The following is a 20,274-nucleotide window of genomic DNA, read 5'->3' on the forward strand; positions in this document are numbered from 1 at the left end:
ACTGGCCTGCTTACCTATTATTCTTACAAGCAAGTTAAATGCCCCAGGAGAAGCCAGATGGACATTATTTTTAATCATTCATTACTTTCTCTAAATAAAGAGATATCAACTCCAGAGGAAAGTATTCGATATGCCGGGCAATTGATGGCCAATCAAGGTATTTGCTCAGAAGCATATATAGATGAAATGTGTCATGTCTTTCAGGTCTTCGGTTCAGCCATTGTTCTTGATTACGGCATTGCTATGCCGCATGCGCGACCAGAAAAGGGCGCATTGAAAACAGGGTTTTCGCTGGTCACTGTCGTGAATCCACTTAACTTTGGACATGAGGAGTTTGATCCCATAAAGGTTGTTATTGCTATCTCCGGAGCTGATGCAGACAGCCATATAAAAATGATCCAACTTATCGCTACATTAATTGAATCTGGAATCGTCGATTTTCTGGAGAATGAAAATGATCATCACACCGTGATGGATTTTATTCAGAGAGAAATGGAGGAGTCATTATGTTAGTTATCAGAACAGTATGCGGTAATGGCATTGGCAGTTCATTAATGGCTGCCAGTAATGTAAAAAAAATCTGTGATGAGTTAGGTGTTAAAGCTGATATTGCCTCTGTTGATCTCGCTAATGCCGTCGGCGAAAAAGCAGACCTGTATATTACGATTAAAGAGTTAGCAACCCAGTTCCCTGCGCACTGCAATGTGGCTGTTATTCGTAGTTATGTGCATAAAGCAAAAATAGCGGAAGATATTACAGACGAAATAAAAAGAATAGCCGGAATATAATACACAATTATAAACTGAGGTAAACATTATGCAGGCTTTACTCTCTTTCTTGTCAGAAATATTTAGTCAGCCAGCATTTCTGATGGGGATAATAGCGTTTGTCGGTTTAGTGGCATTGCGCTCACCAGGAAATAAATTATTAACCGGGACACTAAAACCTATTTTAGGTTACCTGATGTTAAGCGCAGGTGCAGGTGTCATTGTCGCCAACCTTAATCCTCTTGGGGGAATTATTGAAGCGGGTTTTAATATCCGTGGCGTTATCCCTAATAATGAAGCTATTGTTTCTGTTGCACAAAAAGCCTTAGGTGTGGAAACAATGAGTATTTTGCTATTAGGCTTTATTTTTAATCTTATTATTGCCCGCTTTACTAAGTATAAATATATCTTTTTAACAGGCCACCACTCCTTCTTTTTGGCATGCCTTTTCTCCGCCGTACTGCAAGCCGCAGAGTTTCGTGGGTGGGAGTTAATACTGATTGGCGGCTTCTTGCTCGGCTCTTGGTCAGCGATTTCACCTGCAATTGGTCAACGTTATACCAAGCAAGTTACCGAAGATGGCGGTATTGCGATGGGGCACTTTGGATCACTGGGTTATTACATATCAGCTTGGATCGCCAGCAAAACCGGTAATCCTGCGAATTCTTTCGCTGATACTGAAATCTCAGAGAAATGGGGGTTCCTACGTGATACCACGGTGACAACCGGTATTGTGATGTTCGTTATTTACTTTATCTGTAGTGCGGTTGCAGGAAGTGAATATCTTCGAACAATCACTGATCAAAATATGCTTATCTTCTCTATTTTGACCGGTTTGCAATTTGCGGTTGGCGTGGCGATTGTATACAACGGCGTACGTTTAATTCTGGGCGATCTGGTTCCCGCATTCCAAGGGATCAGCCAGAAATTAATACCTAACTCAATACCTGCCGTTGACTGTGCCGTGTTCTTTACCTTTAGTCCCACCGCCGTCGTAGTTGGCTTTATCTGTTCATTTATCGGTGGCTTAGTCGGAATGTTATTCCTCGGCGCATTTGGTATGGCGCTGATTATTCCGGGCATGGTGCCTCACTTCTTCTGCGGCGGTACGTCAGGTGTCTTTGCCGATAAATTAGGGGGCAAACGAGGTTGTATGATTGCTTCATTTATTGGTGGCATCTTCTTGGCTTTCCTGCCGGCAATGTTGTTACCGACGCTGGGAAGTCTAGGATTTGAAAACAGTACATTTGCCGATTTCGACTTCGCCGTATGGGGAATTATTATCGGAAATGCCTTTACTGAATTTGGTCAAATTGCCATTTATCTGATTTGCCTGCTACTCGCTATCGCTTTAATGCTGCCATTTTGTTTCCGCTCAGTCAAAGTTGTGGGTGATACCCTTAGCTATGAAGAACTTATGGCCCGTAAAAAAACGGAATAGTTATTTTATCGTTGAGCGGGAGAACCTTTCCCGCTCCTGACAATACCATCAGGAGTCGTTATGGCTATATTGTCTGTAGGGTTTTCATGTTTTGATCAATTCTTTTTTATTAACCATTGGCCAGAGGAGAATACCAAGAACTTTAGCCATGACTTTATCGAAAGCGGAGGTGGCCCTTGTGCCAATGCAGCATGGCTACTAGGGCTTTGGGGCGAGAACATTCATTATATTGGCCACTTGAATCAAGACATCTATGGACAGCGTATTGTTGATGAATTCTCTCAAGTAGGTGTGAATACTGACAATATTGTATTCTCCGATGAAATGATCACACCGCTGGCTTCTATTTTAGTTAATCGATTGAATGGTTCCCGGACGATTATTACACGAAAACTGCAAGTTCCACCCTCATTAACCTTTGACCAAAAATTAAAACTTGATGATTTTGCCGAACGACTTATTGCTAAAAATGAAGAGGTGACCATCTTAATTGATGGACATGAACCTGAAATTAGTGAGTATTTAATTAAAAAATTGCCACGCGCTCGTGTTGTGATGGACGGCGGATCATTAAGAAAAAGTAACCTTCATTTAGCACAATTTACCGACCATCTTGTTGCCAGTGAACATTTTGCCCGAGACTATTTGGGAATTACTGAGTTCAAAAGTGAATCACAACTAAAAACAGCACTACAAGAATTAAATAAAATATGCCGAGGCGAAGCATATATTACTTTAGGTGAAAAAGGGTGTGCATTCCTAAAAAATGGATTATTACAAATCGTTCCGGCCTTTGTATGTAATACGGTAGATACGACGGGCGCCGGCGATATATTCCATGGTGCATTTACCTATGGAATTCATTATTCCTGGCATATTGACAATATTATTTTATTTGCCAGCCTTGCAGCAGCTATTGCTATTGAGAAAAAAGGCGTCAGAGAGTCGATGCCAGATCTTTCTGTCGTTCATAAATCATTGACGAGTTACGAAAGAAATTTGCAACAGTATTTTGAAGATTGACTTATTTCATGAATTAATTCCTAAGAGGTGACTATGTTAGTATCAATGAAGGACATGCTTAACCATGCCCTACGGGATGGCTATGCCGTAGGACAGTTCAATATTAATAACCTTGAATGGGTGGGTGCAGTATTAAGTACAGGTAAACAATTACGTTCGCCAGTGATATTAGGTGTCTCCGGTGGGACAATTAAACATATGCTCGGTCTTAAATGTATTCATGATATTGTCGTCAATGCGATGGAATATTTGGATATAGACACCCCCGTTGCATTACATTTAGATCATGGGACATCTCAGGAAGTTTGCGAGGCGGCAATAAAGGCCGGTTTCAGCTCAGTCATGTTCGATGGTTCACATCTACCATTCAATGAGAATCTGGATATCACTCGCCGCGTCGTTGAATTTGCACATCAGCGAGGTGTTTCAGTCGAAGCAGAGTTAGGCACCATTGCGGGGAGTGAAGACGGTATCGTCAATTCAGCCGTTATTTACGCTGACCCCCAAGAGTGCGCCATTCTGGTGAAAGAGACAAATGTCGATTGTTTAGCGGCGGCTCTTGGTTCTACTCACGGATTATATAAAGGGAAAGCCAAATTAGGTTTTGCTGAAATGGAACATATTGCTGCATTGGTGAAAGTTCCATTAGTACTTCACGGGGGCACCGGAATTGCCGCTGAAGATATGCGCCGGGCTATTTCTTGCGGGACAGCAAAAATCAACGTCAATACTGAAAATATGTATGCCTGGTGCGAAGCCGTTAAAGCGATGTTTTTGGCTGACGATGGTCACGATGTTAATGATCCTCGGAAAGTCATCCGAGAGGGGCTAATTCCAGTGAAAGAGATGATTGCCCAACGCATTCATTTATTTGGTTCAGATCAACGATATTAATGAATTGTTACCTGTAATTCAGCCGTGGGTAATCTGGTGCGGGTATCTATGCGATATCCTATTATTCAATATGCCCTGCTCTACAATGAAATTCTGGGCAGGGCATAATAGATAATGCCGCACGAAAAATGCACGTCATTTAGAAAGTGACCGGCGTATTCACCCACAGCACTTTTGCTGCTGACTCACCGATATTACGGTAACCGTGTGGAACATGGCTGGGAAAATAAAATGAATCGCCCACGCCAAGGGTATATGTCTCCTCGCCTAAATACAGCGCAATTTCCCCCTCAAGCACATAGCCCATTTCCTCGCCATGATGTTCTATTTGCCCATCACTGGCGACACCCGGCTCAATAATATGAATATTGCCCTGTAATAATCCGCCCTTATGGTGATGGGTCAGATTTTCTAGCGCAATTCCCCCCTTTTTACTTCGGTGAACAAAGCGCTTACGCACCCGCTGCTCCGGTTTTAACACCGGTGAATCAGCCACCCAACTTTCTGCCATCAAATCAGAGATATTCGTTTCCAGTGCGCTCGCTAGCCGATGCAACATCGCCAAAGAGGGGGACGCCACTTCATTTTCCAACTTGGACAATAAACTCTCTGAGCATCCCACTTTCAGTGCCAATTGTTTTAGCGTGATGTCCTGCGCCAAGCGAGCATGACGTAAACGCATCCCTAAATCAGATAAAGCAAAACTGCCGTTATCGCCATTTTTTTTCATAAATTGATATCTGCTGCTCAAAGAGGCTCAAACGCCCGGCGTATCCGTGCCGGGCAACATGATTGACACACTGACATTATTGATTATTCCGTGACACTAAAATGCACATCCTGTGGGTTACAACCATTGATTGGAACAATGTCTTGCGGACAAGCCGACATGACGACAATAGAGTCCAACTCGGCGCGAATCTCAACATAATCGCCAGCTTTGCTCACTGTCGGTAACCAGGAAATGGTGTAATCCGGGTTAACGGGTGTGTTCATCCACAGGTTCAAGGGTTGTGGCACTTCTCTAGCCCTCAGCCCGATAGCATTCAGTGCCAGACGCATATTATCGGCACAACTATCATGGTATTCAGTGATCCCCATATTGCTATAACGATAAAGATCACAAGCTGCAATCAGAGTATCGTGCACACCCGGCGAGGTATCGGTCAGCAATGTTCCGATGGTACGACGCTGATTAGTGACTAATGGATCTCCCGGCTGAGGAATGATTTTATCAATAAATGCGCGGGTATGTTCCATTGATGAAAATTCACTCAGATCCGCGCTATTGAATAACCAGGTATCACACACCTGACTGCCGGGGGTGTTGATGATCCGGATAATTTGCCCTTTGCTCAAACGCACAGCCCGACCGCAACGGGCGGGTACTGTGTAGATTTCACCCAGCACCGGCGTGCCGTCAGCAGAAATAGGTGAGGATAAGGTAGCATTGGTGCCCAACGCGCTACCGTTGTCTTTTTCACAGCAAGCAGGATAAGTGTGGGTGCTCATGGTAACTCCTATGGGTTGATTTGCCAGTTCTGTCAGGCAACAGGCTAATGCCTGCGCGCCAAGGTGCAGATACTGAGGATCTGTATATTCAGCCGGGTTATGGCTGATGCCGTTATGGCTGGGGACAAAAAACATACTGGTGGGGCAATGACAGGCAAGATGCATCGCATCATGAAATGCACCAGAAGTCAGGGTGGCAGCCTCTATCTGTAGTGCCTGAACGCAAGCATATTGTTGTGCCAGTAGCTCGCGATTAAATGCCACTGGCGCGTGACTGAAGATGCACTCGACCAACACGTCAGATGCAGAAAGTTGCTGCATCCAGTCATCAAACTGAGCCAATATTTGCGGATCGGCATGGCGAAAATCGAGGGTAAAAGTGGCTCGTCCCGCAATGGTATTTATGGCGTTGGGTGTAATCTCCCAGCGGCCAAACGTCAAGCGCAGTTGGTCCTCGGGTAACGTAGTGGCAAGTTGTTCCAATTGATGCGCAATGTGGCGCGCCAGCGACATCGCATCTTTACGATCTGCCATCGGGGTGGTTCCCGCATGGGCCGATTGCCCTAGACAAGTCACTTGATACCAGCGCACACCTTGGATACCCTGCACCACCGCTAGCGGTTGGTTGGCCTGTTCTAATACTGGACCTTGTTCAATATGCAGCTCAACGAACGCCGCCATTGGCACAGTGCCACGACGCGGTAACTGTGGAAAACGTTGATGGCAGTCCGCTAATGCCTGCGCTAATGTCACCCCTTGAGCATCCTGATGATCCCGATAACCGGCTAAGCGCTGTGGCTGAACAAAAGCGCTGGAACCCATCGCACCCGGAGAAAAACGGCTCCCTTCTTCGTTCATCCATACCACCACTTCGATGGGGCGTAATGTGCTGATACCCGCTTCAACCAAGGCACTCAAACACTCCATGCCGGCAATCACGCCATAACAACCGTCAAGGTTGCCACCACACGGCTGAGTATCAATATGGCTACCCGTCACCACTGGCGGTAAATCTTCGCGCCCCGCCCGACGAATAAACAGATTGGCGCAATCATCAGTCATCACTTCACAGCCTAAGGTATAGGCCCAATCAATTAGCCACGCTCTGGCATCTAACTCCTCGGTGGATAAAGCCTGCCGATTAACGCCGCCATTCTCCAATGCACCAAAGCGAGCGAGTTGCACTAATTTATCCATCAATCGTTGTTGGCTGATATAGCCGGCTAACTGCATCCCCATAGAATCAAGCATGTCCAGCCTCCGGTTCATCCAGCTGTAACGGGCGTTTAAACCACGGGGCCAAAAACGACTGCAATCGGTCAGTCTGTGGTTGGCGAAATAAGGTCGCGGGAGCGCCGGTTTCAATAATTGAACCTTCCGCCATAAACACCACGCGGGTTGAGATTTTGGCAGCGAATGACATTTCGTGCGTCACCATCACCATGGTCATCCCGTCATTTGCCAGCACTTTAATGACGTCCAGCACCTCTTCTACTCGTTCAGGATCAAGAGCCGATGTCGGTTCATCGAGTAACAGCAACTCGGGTTCCAGTGCCAACGCTCTGGCAATCCCCACCCGCTGCTGTTGCCCACCAGAAAGCCGTGCTGGACGGGCGTCTGCTTTATCCAACATCCCCACTTGCGCCAGCGCCGCTGCCGCTTTTTTACGTGCAGCTTCGCGAGGGAGTTTCTTACCCAGAATCAATGGCGCGCAGACATTCTCCAGCACCGTCATGTGCGGCCACAGATTAAATTGCTGGAAGACCATGGCCAGCGGACGGCGTACGTCGGCAATTAATGCCGCACTGTCGCGATGCTTCAACTCACGCCCAGAGCTGCTATAACCGAGCAACTGCCCCTTAATCAGAACTTCCCCTTCGTCATAGGCTTCAAGAAAATTCATGCAGCGTAATGCCGTTGTTTTCCCTGAACCGGAGGGGCCGATTAAGGTGACAATTTCACCGGCATTCACCGTCAGATTTATCCCGCGAAGTACCCAGTTGGCAGCAAAGGATTTGCCCAAATTACGTAATTCAATAATGGGTTCAGCACTCATAATATTATCCCTCTAGTGCCTGACGGCTGAGTATGCGCACACCGACACTAATCCCTTGTGCCAGCAGCCAATAACTGAGGATTAGCAAGGTGTAAGGCACAATGTAGGTGTAGGTATTGGCGACAATTTGCCCGGTAGTCATGGTCAGCTCAGGGACCGTAATAATCGATGCCACCGCACTCTCTTTGATCGTTAAAATAAATTGGTTCCCCAACAGTGGCAGACTAAAGCGCAAAGCCTGCGGTGTTTGGATGTACCAAAAACTCTTCCATGCTGAAATATCATGTACTTGTGCCGCTTCCAATTGCCCGTGCCCGATGCTTTTCCATGCCGTACGGAAGATTTCACCGAAATAAGCAGAGCTATAAATCGCCAGTGATAACACCGTGGCTTCAATAGCACTGAGCGTGATACCAATGGCAGGTAAACCAAAATAGAACACCGCCAGTTGCGCTAAATAAGGCGTGCCACGAATCAGCCACACATAAGTGCGCCACGGCCAGAACAACCAACGGTTATTGCGACATACCGCTTGTAAAATAAACCCGGCGAAAGCGCCGATGACTGCAGCACTCATGCTGATAACCAGCGTGACGCCCAAGGCGCGGGCAAAATCAGGTAGATAAAGCAGGAAATCGCTCATCGACTCTCCTTATGCCAACGCCGCTCAACATAGCTGCCTAGCAGGGCCAGCAGGCTGGTCAGAACGAGGTAAGACAAAGCAATCGCCACATACACTTCTAGCGGGCGGTAGGTTGCCGATGCCAATTGCTGCCCTACCCGCATCAAATCAGTAATGGCAATCACTGACACCACCGCCGAGGCTTTAATGACATCGATTAATTCTGAAATCAGTGATGGCATCGTGATACGCAACACTTGGGGAATTTGGATATGCCACAATGTCTGGCGCGGACTCAGCCCACACATGGCGGCGGCCTCCAACTGCCCTGGCGCAATAGCATTAAAACCACTGCGTAAAATTTGCGATTGATAGGCGGCGGTATTGAGTGTCAGCGCCATGACCGCCGCCAGATAACCGGGCAGTGACAGCCCCAATTCTCCCGGTAGGTAAAAACACAGTAAAATCTGTGCCAGAACTGGGGTGCCACGGAACAAACTGATATAGACACGGGCGAATCCTCTGCTCAATCGCGAGCGGCCACTTTCCATCAGGTAAATCACTACACCGATAAAAAAACCGGCAACAATGGCCACGACACACAGTGAAGCCGTCGTCAGCGCGCCGTCTAACAACATCGGCAGCCAAGCCGTCAGCAATTGGACAAATTCCCCCATCATCAATCCTCTTTACAAACTTGGCGCTGGCATTTGGTCTGCCGGAACATCCATCACGAAGCCGAACCATTTCTGCTGCAATGCTTTCATGGTGCCGTCGCGGTTCGCTTCACTGATGCCATCACTGAACAATTTGACCAAGGTGGCGCTGTCATCGCCCTTACGCCCAACCCAACCAAAATAGGTAGTTGGCCCTAACATGGGTTTGAGTGTGGTAAAGACACCCGGACGGGCTTTAATTAATGGGCCAAGATTCGCCAGTGATTGGGCAACACCATCTAGCCGTTTGTTTGCTAAATCGGCATAGGCTTCATCAAAAGAGACATACTGTTTGATTTCTTTGATACCCGGCTTGCCACTGGCTTTCAGTTTTTCATTGAACTCTTGCAACACTTGGAGCTGGCCAGAACCGGCTTGTGATCCCACCACCTTGCCACTCAGGTCATCTAACGTGCTGATAGAACTGTCGTTATCACGTTTGAGTAGTGCAACTGTGGATTCGGCAATCGGTACAGTAAATGCGAAATGGTCCATGCGCTGTTTATTCACCGTCACGGCGGTGACGACAAAATCGAATTTCTTGGCATCAAGGCCGGGCAATATGCCTTGGAAAGGTAAATCAAGTTGTTTGACCTCTACACCCGGCAGGTTTTTCTGCAAAATATGGTTCATTAAATCAACGTCATAACCCACAATTTTGCCATTTTCGACCGATTCAAATGGTGCATAACGCGCTTCCGTCGCGATGGTTATCGCCTTATTGGTTTTAATATTGTCCAGCAAGTCTGCGCTATGCGCGGTCGCAGAGAATACGCTGGCAGCACACAGCATTGCCCAGCACAAAGGTATCGCTTGTTTACGTCGTGTCATGATTGCCGCCCCATTTAAAGTCATGTGAAATGTATTCAAGTAACTTGAATGTAATGACATAAGCATGAACTATGCCAGCGGGCATAAAGTGAAAAAATAAATGGCAAAAATTGGCGTAACAGATTGTAATTAAATAGATATTTTTTAAATTATCGATGAGCAACAAAAACGCGAAAACAGCAGAAAGGCAGGAGAGTGCGCAGTCAGCGCAGACTTATCGCACAGAAAAAGTGCAAATTTGCGCTTTTTCTGTGCAGAGTGAGATAGACAAAAATGTGAGCACTACGCGATAACTTTCTCTGGCTTATCGATGTACTCTAAATAGGAATTATCCTTTCAAATTCAATAATCTTATCCAGATCGACATTCTGCACAAACCGCATTGAGCCACCCTTCTTGCCGCTGCTGCCCCCGCCAGTTATGCCGATCAACTTCATTTATATGCCGGTGCCGGGCTGCGCCTTCCTGTAGAAGATATCATTACGCAATTTGAAGCTAATACAGGGCATAAAGTAACCGTGGAGTATGGGGATCCGGCCAAATACTCACCCGTTACCAATAGCTGATAAGCGCTGGGTATTTTCTCAAGGACAATTAGTTTTACTTAAGGAGAATGAAGATGATCTATCTTTCCGATGCTGATTTAGATCGATTGCTCTTGGAAGATATCCAGTATGGCGATCTCACTACCCGTTCACTGCTTATTGGTCAGCAAATGGGGCGTATGACCCTAACCCGCAAACATTCAGTCCCGCACAAATCAGTGCATTATTACCGCAGGCAAAAGCCTATGCGCCTTTTTGCCATTTAGCTGCAACCGGTGGGGTGACGAAAACCAATATTGCGGAGTATGCCGCGACAGGAATTGATTTGGTGATTACATCTGCCCCTTATTACAGCCAGCCGGCGGATATTAAAGTGCAACTGTCTCCTAATCACTGACGGTGAATAGCGATGAAAAACGGGGCTAAATATTTGCCCCGCTTTTCATACTGTTATCTGGTCATGACGTTAAATTCTCGCCGTCGCGAGGTATTTTTCCATCTCTTCAACTGGCACCATGCCACCGCCGGTTGCCCATACCAGATGAGTTGCATTTTGCATTTTCTCAGCACTCAATTGATGATTTTGCAAATAATCAGCATTGCTGCTCACCCGTGCAGGGCCGGGCATCCCCGCCAGAGCGGAAGGTTCCAAACGGATACCTTCATGCCGGTTAAGAAGGCCCAGCAGATCATACATTTCGGCATCACTTAAGGTGTAGAAACCGTCCAGTAAACGCTCCATGGCTCGGCCAACAAACCCGGAAGCTCGGCCTACCGCCAAGCCATCTGCGGCAGTAATGTTATCGATACCGATATCCTGCACAGAAATACCATCATGTAGACCGGTATAAACACCCAGTAACATGCAAGGTGAATGTGTTGGCTCGGCAAAAATACAATGAACATGGTCGCCAAACGCGAGCTTTAAGCCGAAGGCCACACCACCGGGGCCACCACCTACACCACAAGGGAGATAGACAAACAGCGGGTGATCTTCATCCACCAGAATCCCTTGTTCGGCAAATTGCTGTTTCAGTCGGCCACCGGCTACCGCGTAACCCAGGAACAAGGTTGGCGAGTTTTCATCGTCAATAAAGAAGCAATTTGGATCAGACTCTGCCTGTTTGCGCCCTTGTGCTACCGCCACGCCATAGTCCTGCTCGTATTCAACAACATTGACACCGTGCTCACGCAATTTGCGTTTTTTCCATTCACGGGCATCTGCTGACATATGCACACTGACACTGAACCCTAGCTTGGCGCTCATAATACCAATCGACATTCCCAAATTACCGGTAGACCCCACCGCGATGCGATACTGACTGAAGAATTGGCGGAAATCATCAGAGAAGAGTTTGCTGTAATCATCAGTGACGGCCAGTAGACCCGCTTGTAATGCCAGTTTTTCCGCATGAGTTAAAACTTCATAAATACCACCACGCGCTTTAATCGAACCGGAAATCGGTAAGTGACTGTCTTTCTTTAAGAGTAAGCGGCCCGTCATTTCAACCCCATAACGCTGCTGCAGAACTTGCTGCATCGCAGGGATAGCCACAATGTCGGACTCAATAATGCCCTGCGTTTTTTGTGTCTCAGGGAAGGCCTGACACAAATAAGGGGCAAAACGCCGCAGCCGAGCTTCAGCATCAGTGACATCCTGTTGCGCTAGCCCAACATAAGGTAGCCCTTTTTCCAGGGTAGTCGCCTGCGGGTTAAACCACGTCACCTCCTCCAAATTGATAAGCTTTTTGACCAAAGGGAAGTCGGTAATTAATTTATCAATTTCAGTGCTTTTCATAAAAAGTCTCTTTTCGATCATATGATGTAAGAAAGTAGGAAAGTCGTGCCCAATGCAATCACCGACGCGATAAAGGTCGCGGTTGTATAATATTTAAATGTTTCACTCAGCGTTGCGCCGCAATATTGTTTTACCAACCAGAATAGCGAGTCAGTGACGATGGTGAAACCAATGGCACCAGAGCCAATCGCCAGCGTGATAATTTCTGGGCTGACATTGGGATACATCGGCAATATAGGGGACACAATGGCCGTTGCCCCCATCATGGCTACGGTGGCGGAGCCAACCGCGGCATGCAGAATCAAGGCCACCAACCACGCTAATAAAATCGGATGCATGTCCAGATTCGATAAAATCACCGCCAACGCATCGGCTAACCCGCTGGCTTTTAATATTCCGTTAAATGCGCCACCAGCCCCGATAATTAACAGGATATTGGCAATAGAAGAAAAGCTCTCTTCTGTTTTCGCCAGTAGCGTACTCATTCCCATATTTTGCCGGATACCCAGCGTGTAATAGGCAACAAATGCGGCAATAAACATGGCGGTAATAGGGTTACCGATAAACTCTAATAGTAAATAGAGGGTGGTGCCCTTCTCCATATTCAGTTCTGCGGTGGTTTTTGCCAGCATCAGAATAATCGGCAGCAGCACAGTAAATAAGGTTGCTCCCAATGAGGGTAATTCATCCTCATTACGTACTTTGATTTCAGAGAATGCTTCCGGTACGGTTTTAAATGGCAGGCGTTTACCCACAATACGCAGGAACAATGGCCCACCAATTAATGATGCCGCTAACCCGACGAGTAATCCGTAAACAATCACTTTGCCAATATCAGCGCCCAATGCATTGGTGACATACATAGCCGCCGGATGCGGTGGAACCACGCAATGGACCGCCATCAACGCAGTACACAGTGGGATAGCTAATTTCAGCAAAGAAGTATTGGTTTTTTTTGCAATGGAAAATGCCAACGGAATCAATAAGACAACACCAACTTCAACAAAAAGAGTGATACCGCAAATTAACCCGACCAACACCATAGTGACATCCGGTGATAGCCAGCGACAGCGCTGTAAGGTAATACCGATGCGCTCTGCAGCACCGGATATTTCCATCATTTTACCTAAGATTGTCCCCAACCCAATGACGGCGGCCAAGAAGCCTAATGTTCCGCCAATCCCACCTTCAATGGAATTCACCATTTCCAGCGGATTCATGCCCATTAATAATCCGACATAGAAACTGGCTAATAACAGTGCCAGAAAGGGATGTATTTTCAGTTTTACAATGGTGAAAATAATAATGATGCTCGTTAATAACGTCCCCACTACCCATATTTGTGAGTCCATAGCCAACCTCTTCTAATAATAAGTTCTGCCCTCATTGAATAAGAATTGGTCGGTACTGACAAATGATAAAAAACACCTTTCAGATGATCTGGATTGAATCAAAAGTGCAATATTGGTCAAAGTTTTACTGTTAACTCCGATTTGCATCACATTAGATAACCCTAAATGCCGTATCCGCCCATCATTGCGGTATACTATTTCAACAAAAAAGATTGCCTGAGAAGCCATATGTACCCAGAAAAAAGCTATATCACCCGCAATAAATTGCTAAATGGCTACCAGCTATCGAAACTCTATACTTTTGAAGTTGCCGCACGGCACAGCTCATTTGCGCTAGCGGCTGAGGAGTTATCTATCAGCCCTAGTGCGGTCAGTCACCGGATTAACAGTTTGGAAGAAGAATTAGGCTTTAAACTGTTCCAGCGTTTTCACCGTAAAGTAGAACTCACCACTGAGGGAGAACGAGTATTTTGGGTACTGAAATCGTCATTGGAGTATCTAAATCAGGAAATCTTGGAAATAAAAAATCAGGAGCTGTCTGGCACACTCACCCTCTATTCTCGCCCTTCCATTGCCCAGTGCTGGTTAGTCCCCAAATTGGCCGATTTTGCCCAGCATTACCCCGCCATCAGCTTGAATATTTTGACCGGCAATGAGAATGTCAATTTCCAAGGCGGCGGTATTGATTTAGCGATTTATTTTGATGATAAAACGCCAGAGAAACTCTCTTATCAGCATTTGATGGATGAATCGATGGTTCCGGTCTGTAGCCCAGAATATGCAGAAAAACATCAGCTTAATGGCAACCTCGTCAATCTGCGGCAATGCACCTTGCTGCATGACCGGCAAGCCTGGAGCTATGATTCGGATATTAGTGAATGGAATACTTGGGGCCAACAAGTGGGCTTTGATATTGATCCGACACAACGCAGCATGGGTTTTGACCGCTCAGATTTGGCGATTATCGCAGCTATGAATCATGTCGGTGTTGCCATGGGCCGAAAGAAACTGGTCACCAAACGGCTGGAAAACCAAGAGCTTATTATGCCGTTCCCGGATCTGGAAGTGAGGTGTGAACAGCGCTATTACATCTCAACGCTATCTGACCGACAGTGGCCGAAGATTAATGCCTTTATCCAGTGGCTAAAAAAGAGGGCGGATGAGTCCTAACCAACAGGCGCTTATCTCGTATAAGCGCCTAGAATTGCTGACAAACCCCGTGATTAGGCATAGCCCCCGCGATGCGGCTATGCCCGAATATCTCAGGCGACAAGACCTCGTTGTAAACGACCGCCTGAGAGGATTATGACATTGCGGCGGCTTTTTGCGCCAAGTCACGGCTATACTGACGGCTGGCATCCACCAACATGTTTGTATAGGCGGTTTTTTCGCAATCGGTGGTGAGATCTTCGGTATTCAGGGTTTCCAGTATTCTGCCATGTTGCATCACTGCCACGCGGTGACATAGGTGCGCAATGACCCCCAAATCGTGAGTGACCATCAGATAAGTGAGTTTCTCCCGCTGTTGTAACTCTGCCAACAAATTTAGAATTTCTGCTTGCACCGACACATCCAGTGCCGAAGTGGGTTCATCGAGCAGCAAGACACGCGGCTCCAGAATTAGCGCCCGAGCAATTGCCACCCGCTGGCGCTGTCCCCCTGAAAGCTGGTGTGGGTATCGCTGACGAAATAGCCGGTTGAGGCCCACTTTTTCCAAAATGCTGTCAATACGCTGGTCGCGATCCCCCATGCCATGGATGATCAATGGCTCGGAGAGAATATATTCAATCGTATGACGTGGATGCAGTGATCCATAAGGGTCTTGGAACACCATCTGCACATGACGGCAGCGATCGCGTTCAATCCGGTGCGCCAGCGGTATTTGATTCAGCGTGAGTTGCCCACTCCAGTGGTTAAACAGCCCCGCCAGACATTTCAGCACCGTGGTTTTACCTGAACCAGACTCCCCGACTAAACCAAAAATCTCACCGTTGTTAACGGCCAGATTCACATCAAACAGTACCTGATTCTGCTGGCTACCCTCGCCAAAAATAAGGTTAAGGTTATTAATTTCAATCATTGCATTTGCAGACATAGCAAGCTCCTTAACCATTCATCCAAGCCGGGTCTCGCACCATTACTGGCAGACGGTCACGGCGATTATTCAGATCAGGAAGTGCATTGAGTAAGCCGCGAGTATAGGGATGCTGCGCACTCTCAAGATCGCAAGCGGCAATGGATTCCACCACGCGCCCGGCATACATCACCAGCACTCTATCGCAGAAACTGCGCACCAGATTGATATCATGACTGATAAAAATCAGCCCCAAGCCGCGTTCTTGAACTAAATCATCCAGCATCGCCAAGACCTGTAACCGCACAGACACATCCAATGCCGAGGTGGGTTCATCGGCGATCACCATTTCTGGCCCGGTGATAAGCATCATGGCTATCATAATTCGCTGCCCCTGACCGCCAGATACTTCATGTGGATACAGGCTATACACCCGCTGTGGCTGGCGAATACGTACCACTTCAAACATGGATAGCACCCGCTCCCGTGCCTCCTGACGCGACACTTTATGATGTGCCAGATAGGCTTCCGCTACCTGATCGCCGACACAAACTACCGGGTTTAATGAGTATTTCGGGTCCTGCATAATCATCGACATCCGCTTACCACGCACCTCACGCATTTTGGCTTCACTGGCGCGCAGTAAATCCACTTCAGCAAAGCGCAAAGTGTTGGCATGGATTTGCGCACTGGCAGGATGTAATTTCAGCAGCGCACGCCCTACTGTGGATTTGCCGGAGCCGGACTCACCAACAATTGCCAGTTTTTCTTTGCCCAGCGAAAATGAAACGCCGCGTACCGCGTCAGTCACCTGTTTGCCATTAACGAAGCTCACCCGCAGGTCATCTACTTCCAGCAAAGGCACTGATTTATTCTGTTCTGGGATCGAGAATGTCACGTAGGCCATCTCCTAAGAAGTTAAACGCCAGACTGTTCAGCAGGATTGCCAGACCAGGGATAGTCACTAGCCACCAGCACTCCATCATGTAACGACGGCCACTGGAAATCATTGCTCCCCACTCTGGGTCAGGTGGTTGAGCACCCAGACCAAGGAAGCCCAGCCCAGCAGCGGTTAAAATAATACCGGCCATATTCATCGTGATACGGATAATGACTGATGGCAGGCACAGCGGCACAATGTGGCGCAGCAAAATGCGTAGGGGTGATGCGCCCTGCAATTTCACTGCCGAGACAAAATCGGCATTGCGAAGCGAGAGCGTTTCGGCCCGCGCCAAGCGAGCAATCGGCGGCCACGCGGTCAGTGTTATCGCGATAACCACATGCTCTAGACCGGGGCCTAAAGCTGCGACAAATGCCAGCGCCAACACCAAACTGGGGAATGAAATAAAAATGTCGGTAATACGCATCAGGATACTATCGACCTTACCACCGAAATAACCGGCGACCACGCCAAGTAACAACCCGATAGGACCAACCGTTACGGATACCAGAGCCACTATGTACAACGTGGTGCGCGCACCATAAATCAAGCGGCTGTATTGATCCCGGCCAAACTCATCCGTACCAAACCAATGCTGGCTACCGGGAGCCTGTAATGCATTACCGAGGTCCTGTGCCAGCGGGTCATGCGTCGCCAGCCAAGGCGCAAAAAAAGCCACCACTAACAATAATCCAATAATGGAGACGCCAATAGCCGTCAGCGGATTTCTCATTAAAGCGTGGAAGAAGTTAAGTACCCGCCGTAGCCCGCGCTTCCAGCCCTGATTTTGCATTTCAGGACGAGCCACAACATTATCGGGTTCAGAGGAAAGCATCATTGATTCGTCCTCGGGTCGAAGATCTGATAGAGCATGTCAGACAGTAAATTCAGTGAGACGAAGATCAGGCCAACCAACAACACGCAGCCCATCACCGCATTCATATCACCGAGTAATAAGCTGCCGGTCAGATAGGAACCAAAACCGGGCCAGGAGAAGACCGTCTCGATCAATACCGCGCCTTCTAATAAGGAACCATATGCGAGCGCGACCACCGTCAGTAATTGCACCAGAATGTTGCGGAACGCATGGCCCCATAACACCTGAAACTCGGACAAACCTTTCACTTTGGCGGTGATGATGTATTCCTGCGACAACTGCGCCAACATAAAACTACGAGTCATACGGCTGATATAAGCCAAAGAGTGAAAGCCGAGAATGGTTGCAGGCAGCAGCAAGTGATTAACCGCACTGCGGAACACCTCCCACTCACCGGCCAGCGCCGAGTCAATCAGCAATAAACCAGTACGTCTGTCCACCAAACCGTCATAGGCCATATCAACCCGACCGGCGCCGCCCACCCAGTTTAGCCAAGCATAGAACACCAGCAGCCCCATCATCCCGACCCAGAAAATCGGCGTTGAGTAGCCCGCTAAACTGATGAAACGCACCGCATAATCGGCAAATTTGCCACGGCGTGCCGCCGCCATCACACCCAGTGGAATACCCAGACCGGCCCCCACGATAATGGCCATCGTGGCCAGTTCAATGGTGGCAGGGAACACACGGATAATGTCATCCACCACCGGGCGGCCCGTCAGCAAAGCATTGCCGAGATCACCGTGGATAAGTGAGTTAAAGTAGATAAAGAACTGTGTCCAGAGCGGTTTATCTAGCCCCAGTTGCAGGTATACCTGTTGGTAGGTACTTTGATCCGCATCTTGACCAACTATCGCCAAAACCGGGTCAATCGGCATCACCCGACCAATAATGAACGTCAGGATCAATAAACCGAATAAGGTCACAGCAACCTGTAAAAGGCGCTTTGATAAACGCCGTGCAATACCGTGCGGTGCAAACCAGTCTGAAACCTTCATGCTATCCTCCCGAAACGGGCAAAGCACACTGACACTTTGCCCGGGGTTAGGTTGCGTGCAGTGAGTTATCGCTGCTTATACACCTGTAGCAGGCGGGTAGTGGTTGATGGATGCGGAACGTAATCAACCACGTCTTTGCGCACCACGACAGAATCCACCATTTGTGAGATAGGCAAGATAGCCGGGAATAGCGCGTCATAGCGCTCTTGCACTTCCACGTACATTTGCTTTTGTTTGGCCGGGTCTTTCTCGATTAACGCGTTATCAATTAAGTCATTCAGTTGTTTATCGTAGAAAGAGGTGCGCCAGCCTTGGAAGTTGGTCAATTTAGCGGCATCACTGTTATCCGGGTTATAGGCAACCGAGCGCAGACTGGAGTGAGGATGTGGGTCTACACCGCCACCACCACGGCCCACCAACATGTCGAACTGGCGATCACGCATTGCACCATAGACCTGATTACCCGTGCCGGTTAGGATTTTGGCTTGGATCCCAGCTTGGGCCAATGTGGATTGAACGGACGTGGCAACGTTGATAAAGGGTGGATCAGACAGCACTCGCAATGTGGTGGTGAAACCGTCCGGATAACCGGCCTCTGTGAGCAGCGCTTTGGCTTTCGCTACATCGAGTTTATAGCCGGGATCAGGCAGTGTGACATCCATTCCCTTTTGGATTGGGCGTTGGTGGTAAATACCGTAACCCGGCATGATAGTTTGGTTAATTCCGTCATAATCAATTAAATACCTTACGGCCTCGCGCACTTTAGGATTAGCAAAATGCGGTTCTTTCAGGCTCATGGCAACATAATAAAGGGTGCCACGCTGGACTTCGTCGACTTTAATTTCCGGGCTATTTTTCAGTGCATTGATGTCGGGCACCGACATACCGCTGGCAATATCAATATCCCCTTTTTCAATCATTAACCGCAGTGCTTGTGACTCCGTCATATGGCGGAAGATCACCCGCTTCATTTTGGCGTCACCCTGCCAGTAATTATCCACCCGGCTGATACGCAGCACATCTTTTGCCTGCCACACATCCAGCTTAAACGGGCCTGATCCCGCCTCATTGGTAGTCAACCAGCCATTACCCCAGTCACCGTTTTTCTCGTGTTGCATCACGGTAGCGCGATCAAGAATCGAACCACTGCCCAAGGTTGCCAGTGAATAAATCACCAGTTTGGGGTCGGTTGGTTTAGGTAGTTCAATCTCTACCGTGAGGGGATCTTTGGCACGGATCAATTGCTCGACGTTATCGGCAGTGAAACCGTAAGACTTCCACGTGGTGGCCTGCGCCAAATTCAGATGCATCAGGCGATTCATCGACCAGGCAAAATCGGCGGCAGTCACCGGATTACCAGAGTGGAATTTCATACCGTCACGCAAGGTAAAGGTGATTAACTTGCCGTCATCACTGATTTTCCACTCCGTGGCCGCACCGGGTAAGACTTTACTTGGGGTGTGCGGATCCAGTTCCACCAGCGAGTCATACATATTCACAATGATAGAAACGGCATCATTGCCGGTCATCGCCGCTGGATCAAGTGACAGCAGGTTGTTCATATTCATGCCAACAATCAGTTGGTCATCGGGTGTTTTAGCCATACTGACGCCAGTCGACGTCAGAGTGATCAGTAGGGTAAGGAGGAGTGTTCTTACTATTATTATCGCGTTCATGGACCATCTCCGGTAAGAAAAGGCTAGATCTGAATGCTTGTTTTTATAGGTCGAGTTAATTTTTTAAATCGCGTAGAGAATACCTAAAGTCATTGACGCTACAGGATGGCTATCTGCTCGCACTCACCCAAATCACTGACTCGAGGAATGAG

General features: G+C 47.9%; 22 protein-coding genes and 1 pseudogene. 9 read left to right on the forward strand and 14 right to left on the reverse strand.

Going from position 1 to position 20,274, the window contains the following annotated elements; all coding sequences use genetic code 11:
* Nucleotides 1–57: 57 nt before the first annotated feature.
* The 5 genes from HUZ92_RS05250 to fba are packed head-to-tail and all read left to right on the forward strand — an operon-like array spanning nucleotide 58 to nucleotide 4,125.
* Entirely contained in the window at nucleotides 58–513 is a 456-nt protein-coding gene (locus HUZ92_RS05250) for a PTS sugar transporter subunit IIA (RefSeq protein ID WP_050140532.1), read from the forward strand.
* Complete coding sequence (locus HUZ92_RS05255) at nucleotides 507–788, forward strand: PTS sugar transporter subunit IIB (RefSeq protein ID WP_050100268.1); 282 nt, start codon at nucleotides 507–509, stop codon at nucleotides 786–788. The genes HUZ92_RS05250 and HUZ92_RS05255 overlap by 7 nt, the downstream gene beginning before the upstream one ends.
* A gap of 28 nt (nucleotides 789–816) precedes the next feature.
* Nucleotides 817–2,208: a PTS ascorbate transporter subunit IIC gene (locus HUZ92_RS05260; protein WP_050100270.1), complete on the forward strand. Its 1,392-nt coding sequence runs from the start codon at nucleotides 817–819 to the stop codon at nucleotides 2,206–2,208.
* 60 nt (nucleotides 2,209–2,268) lie between these two features.
* Nucleotides 2,269–3,231 carry a carbohydrate kinase family protein gene (locus HUZ92_RS05265; RefSeq protein WP_050100271.1) on the forward strand — a complete coding sequence of 321 codons (963 nt, stop codon included), beginning with the start codon at nucleotides 2,269–2,271 and terminating at the stop codon, nucleotides 3,229–3,231.
* Between the two features lie 33 nt (nucleotides 3,232–3,264).
* On the forward strand, nucleotides 3,265–4,125 hold the full coding sequence (gene fba / locus HUZ92_RS05270) for a class II fructose-1,6-bisphosphate aldolase (protein ID WP_050100273.1): 861 nt from the start codon (nucleotides 3,265–3,267) through the stop codon (nucleotides 4,123–4,125).
* Nucleotides 4,126–4,264: 139 nt separating this feature from the next.
* On the opposite strand, the gene HUZ92_RS05275 is transcribed toward fba, so the two are convergent.
* From HUZ92_RS05275 to HUZ92_RS05305, 7 genes and pseudogenes are all read right to left on the reverse strand, one after another.
* On the reverse strand, nucleotides 4,265–4,855 hold the full coding sequence (locus HUZ92_RS05275; protein WP_050100275.1) for a cupin domain-containing protein: 591 nt from the start codon (nucleotides 4,853–4,855) through the stop codon (nucleotides 4,265–4,267).
* 83 nt (nucleotides 4,856–4,938) lie between these two features.
* The gene (locus HUZ92_RS20975; RefSeq protein WP_050100277.1) at nucleotides 4,939–5,637 is read right to left on the reverse strand and encodes a DUF1989 domain-containing protein; all 699 of its coding nucleotides are present in this window, start codon (nucleotides 5,635–5,637) and stop codon (nucleotides 4,939–4,941) included.
* A gap of 90 nt (nucleotides 5,638–5,727) precedes the next feature.
* Nucleotides 5,728–6,906: pseudogene (locus HUZ92_RS20845) on the reverse strand (M20 family metallo-hydrolase); the annotation flags it as partial.
* Complete coding sequence (locus HUZ92_RS05290; protein ID WP_128451257.1) at nucleotides 6,881–7,696, reverse strand: amino acid ABC transporter ATP-binding protein; 816 nt, start codon at nucleotides 7,694–7,696, stop codon at nucleotides 6,881–6,883. The gene HUZ92_RS05290 and the pseudogene HUZ92_RS20845, both read right to left, overlap by 26 nt.
* A 1-nt stretch (nucleotide 7,697) precedes the next feature.
* Complete coding sequence (locus HUZ92_RS05295) at nucleotides 7,698–8,336, reverse strand: amino acid ABC transporter permease (protein WP_050100280.1); 639 nt, start codon at nucleotides 8,334–8,336, stop codon at nucleotides 7,698–7,700.
* On the reverse strand, nucleotides 8,333–8,995 hold the full coding sequence (locus HUZ92_RS05300; protein ID WP_050100282.1) for an amino acid ABC transporter permease: 663 nt from the start codon (nucleotides 8,993–8,995) through the stop codon (nucleotides 8,333–8,335). The genes HUZ92_RS05295 and HUZ92_RS05300 overlap by 4 nt, the downstream gene beginning before the upstream one ends.
* A gap of 9 nt (nucleotides 8,996–9,004) precedes the next feature.
* Nucleotides 9,005–9,862: a transporter substrate-binding domain-containing protein gene (locus HUZ92_RS05305; RefSeq protein WP_128451258.1), complete on the reverse strand. Its 858-nt coding sequence runs from the start codon at nucleotides 9,860–9,862 to the stop codon at nucleotides 9,005–9,007.
* A gap of 479 nt (nucleotides 9,863–10,341) precedes the next feature.
* On the opposite strand from HUZ92_RS05305, the gene HUZ92_RS20980 reads away from it, so the two are divergent.
* From HUZ92_RS20980 to HUZ92_RS21015, 3 genes are read left to right on the forward strand one after another with little or no spacing between them, the layout of a single operon-like run.
* Nucleotides 10,342–10,428: a hypothetical protein gene (locus HUZ92_RS20980; protein ID WP_328592328.1), complete on the forward strand. Its 87-nt coding sequence runs from the start codon at nucleotides 10,342–10,344 to the stop codon at nucleotides 10,426–10,428.
* A gap of 53 nt (nucleotides 10,429–10,481) precedes the next feature.
* The gene (locus HUZ92_RS20855; RefSeq protein WP_050100287.1) at nucleotides 10,482–10,673 is read left to right on the forward strand and encodes a hypothetical protein; all 192 of its coding nucleotides are present in this window, start codon (nucleotides 10,482–10,484) and stop codon (nucleotides 10,671–10,673) included.
* On the forward strand, nucleotides 10,622–10,804 hold the full coding sequence (locus tag HUZ92_RS21015) for a hypothetical protein (protein ID WP_404705057.1): 183 nt from the start codon (nucleotides 10,622–10,624) through the stop codon (nucleotides 10,802–10,804). The genes HUZ92_RS20855 and HUZ92_RS21015 overlap by 52 nt, the downstream gene beginning before the upstream one ends.
* Before the next feature lie 69 nt (nucleotides 10,805–10,873).
* On the opposite strand, the gene HUZ92_RS05315 is transcribed toward HUZ92_RS21015, so the two are convergent.
* Nucleotides 10,874–12,205: a D-serine ammonia-lyase gene (locus HUZ92_RS05315; RefSeq protein ID WP_050100288.1), complete on the reverse strand. Its 1,332-nt coding sequence runs from the start codon at nucleotides 12,203–12,205 to the stop codon at nucleotides 10,874–10,876.
* A gap of 17 nt (nucleotides 12,206–12,222) precedes the next feature.
* On the reverse strand, nucleotides 12,223–13,557 hold the full coding sequence (gene dsdX / locus HUZ92_RS05320; RefSeq protein ID WP_145580063.1) for a D-serine transporter DsdX: 1,335 nt from the start codon (nucleotides 13,555–13,557) through the stop codon (nucleotides 12,223–12,225).
* Between the two features lie 228 nt (nucleotides 13,558–13,785).
* Between dsdX and dsdC the strand changes: the two genes are divergently transcribed.
* Nucleotides 13,786–14,727, forward strand: coding sequence for a DNA-binding transcriptional regulator DsdC (gene dsdC, locus HUZ92_RS05325; protein ID WP_050295860.1), 942 nt, complete (start codon nucleotides 13,786–13,788; stop codon nucleotides 14,725–14,727).
* Nucleotides 14,728–14,860: 133 nt separating this feature from the next.
* On the opposite strand, the gene HUZ92_RS05330 is transcribed toward dsdC, so the two are convergent.
* The 5 genes from HUZ92_RS05330 to HUZ92_RS05350 form a co-directional block, all read right to left on the reverse strand.
* On the reverse strand, nucleotides 14,861–15,637 hold the full coding sequence (locus HUZ92_RS05330; RefSeq protein WP_050100520.1) for an ABC transporter ATP-binding protein: 777 nt from the start codon (nucleotides 15,635–15,637) through the stop codon (nucleotides 14,861–14,863).
* 25 nt (nucleotides 15,638–15,662) lie between these two features.
* Nucleotides 15,663–16,538 (reverse strand): ABC transporter ATP-binding protein, encoded by an 876-nt coding sequence (locus HUZ92_RS05335; protein ID WP_072086660.1) that lies wholly within the window; start codon nucleotides 16,536–16,538, stop codon nucleotides 15,663–15,665.
* Entirely contained in the window at nucleotides 16,501–17,364 is an 864-nt protein-coding gene (locus HUZ92_RS05340; protein WP_050140579.1) for an ABC transporter permease, read from the reverse strand. The genes HUZ92_RS05335 and HUZ92_RS05340 overlap by 38 nt, the downstream gene beginning before the upstream one ends.
* A gap of 41 nt (nucleotides 17,365–17,405) precedes the next feature.
* Nucleotides 17,406–18,446: an ABC transporter permease gene (locus HUZ92_RS05345; protein ID WP_050100298.1), complete on the reverse strand. Its 1,041-nt coding sequence runs from the start codon at nucleotides 18,444–18,446 to the stop codon at nucleotides 17,406–17,408.
* A gap of 65 nt (nucleotides 18,447–18,511) precedes the next feature.
* On the reverse strand, nucleotides 18,512–20,050 hold the full coding sequence (locus HUZ92_RS05350; protein ID WP_409350111.1) for an ABC transporter substrate-binding protein: 1,539 nt from the start codon (nucleotides 20,048–20,050) through the stop codon (nucleotides 18,512–18,514).
* Nucleotides 20,051–20,274: the final 224 nt, after the last annotated feature.

This window comes from Yersinia vastinensis, assembly GCF_902726565.1.
GTDB classification, from domain to species: Bacteria; Pseudomonadota; Gammaproteobacteria; order Enterobacterales; family Enterobacteriaceae; genus Yersinia; species Yersinia vastinensis.

Coding starts and splice junctions, on each gene's coding strand:
- HUZ92_RS05250 (WP_050140532.1), top strand. CDS start 58: ATGGACATTATTTTTAATCATTCATTACTTTCTCTAAATAAAGAGATA.
- HUZ92_RS20855 (WP_050100287.1), top strand. CDS start 10,482: ATGATCTATCTTTCCGATGCTGATTTAGATCGATTGCTCTTGGAAGAT.
- dsdC (WP_050295860.1), top strand. CDS start 13,786: ATGTACCCAGAAAAAAGCTATATCACCCGCAATAAATTGCTAAATGGC.
- HUZ92_RS05350 (WP_409350111.1), bottom strand. CDS start 20,050: ATGGCTAAAACACCCGATGACCAACTGATTGTTGGCATGAATATGAAC.
- HUZ92_RS20975 (WP_050100277.1), bottom strand. CDS start 5,637: ATGAGCACCCACACTTATCCTGCTTGCTGTGAAAAAGACAACGGTAGC.
- HUZ92_RS05330 (WP_050100520.1), bottom strand. CDS start 15,637: ATGATTGAAATTAATAACCTTAACCTTATTTTTGGCGAGGGTAGCCAG.
- HUZ92_RS05305 (WP_128451258.1), bottom strand. CDS start 9,862: ATGACACGACGTAAACAAGCGATACCTTTGTGCTGGGCAATGCTGTGT.
- fba (WP_050100273.1), top strand. CDS start 3,265: ATGTTAGTATCAATGAAGGACATGCTTAACCATGCCCTACGGGATGGC.
- HUZ92_RS05345 (WP_050100298.1), bottom strand. CDS start 18,446: ATGAAGGTTTCAGACTGGTTTGCACCGCACGGTATTGCACGGCGTTTA.
- HUZ92_RS05340 (WP_050140579.1), bottom strand. CDS start 17,364: ATGCAAAATCAGGGCTGGAAGCGCGGGCTACGGCGGGTACTTAACTTC.
- HUZ92_RS05335 (WP_072086660.1), bottom strand. CDS start 16,538: ATGGCCTACGTGACATTCTCGATCCCAGAACAGAATAAATCAGTGCCT.
- HUZ92_RS05265 (WP_050100271.1), top strand. CDS start 2,269: ATGGCTATATTGTCTGTAGGGTTTTCATGTTTTGATCAATTCTTTTTT.
- dsdX (WP_145580063.1), bottom strand. CDS start 13,557: ATGGACTCACAAATATGGGTAGTGGGGACGTTATTAACGAGCATCATT.
- HUZ92_RS05315 (WP_050100288.1), bottom strand. CDS start 12,205: ATGAAAAGCACTGAAATTGATAAATTAATTACCGACTTCCCTTTGGTC.
- HUZ92_RS05255 (WP_050100268.1), top strand. CDS start 507: ATGTTAGTTATCAGAACAGTATGCGGTAATGGCATTGGCAGTTCATTA.
- HUZ92_RS05295 (WP_050100280.1), bottom strand. CDS start 8,336: ATGAGCGATTTCCTGCTTTATCTACCTGATTTTGCCCGCGCCTTGGGC.
- HUZ92_RS05300 (WP_050100282.1), bottom strand. CDS start 8,995: ATGATGGGGGAATTTGTCCAATTGCTGACGGCTTGGCTGCCGATGTTG.
- HUZ92_RS05275 (WP_050100275.1), bottom strand. CDS start 4,855: ATGAAAAAAAATGGCGATAACGGCAGTTTTGCTTTATCTGATTTAGGG.
- HUZ92_RS05260 (WP_050100270.1), top strand. CDS start 817: ATGCAGGCTTTACTCTCTTTCTTGTCAGAAATATTTAGTCAGCCAGCA.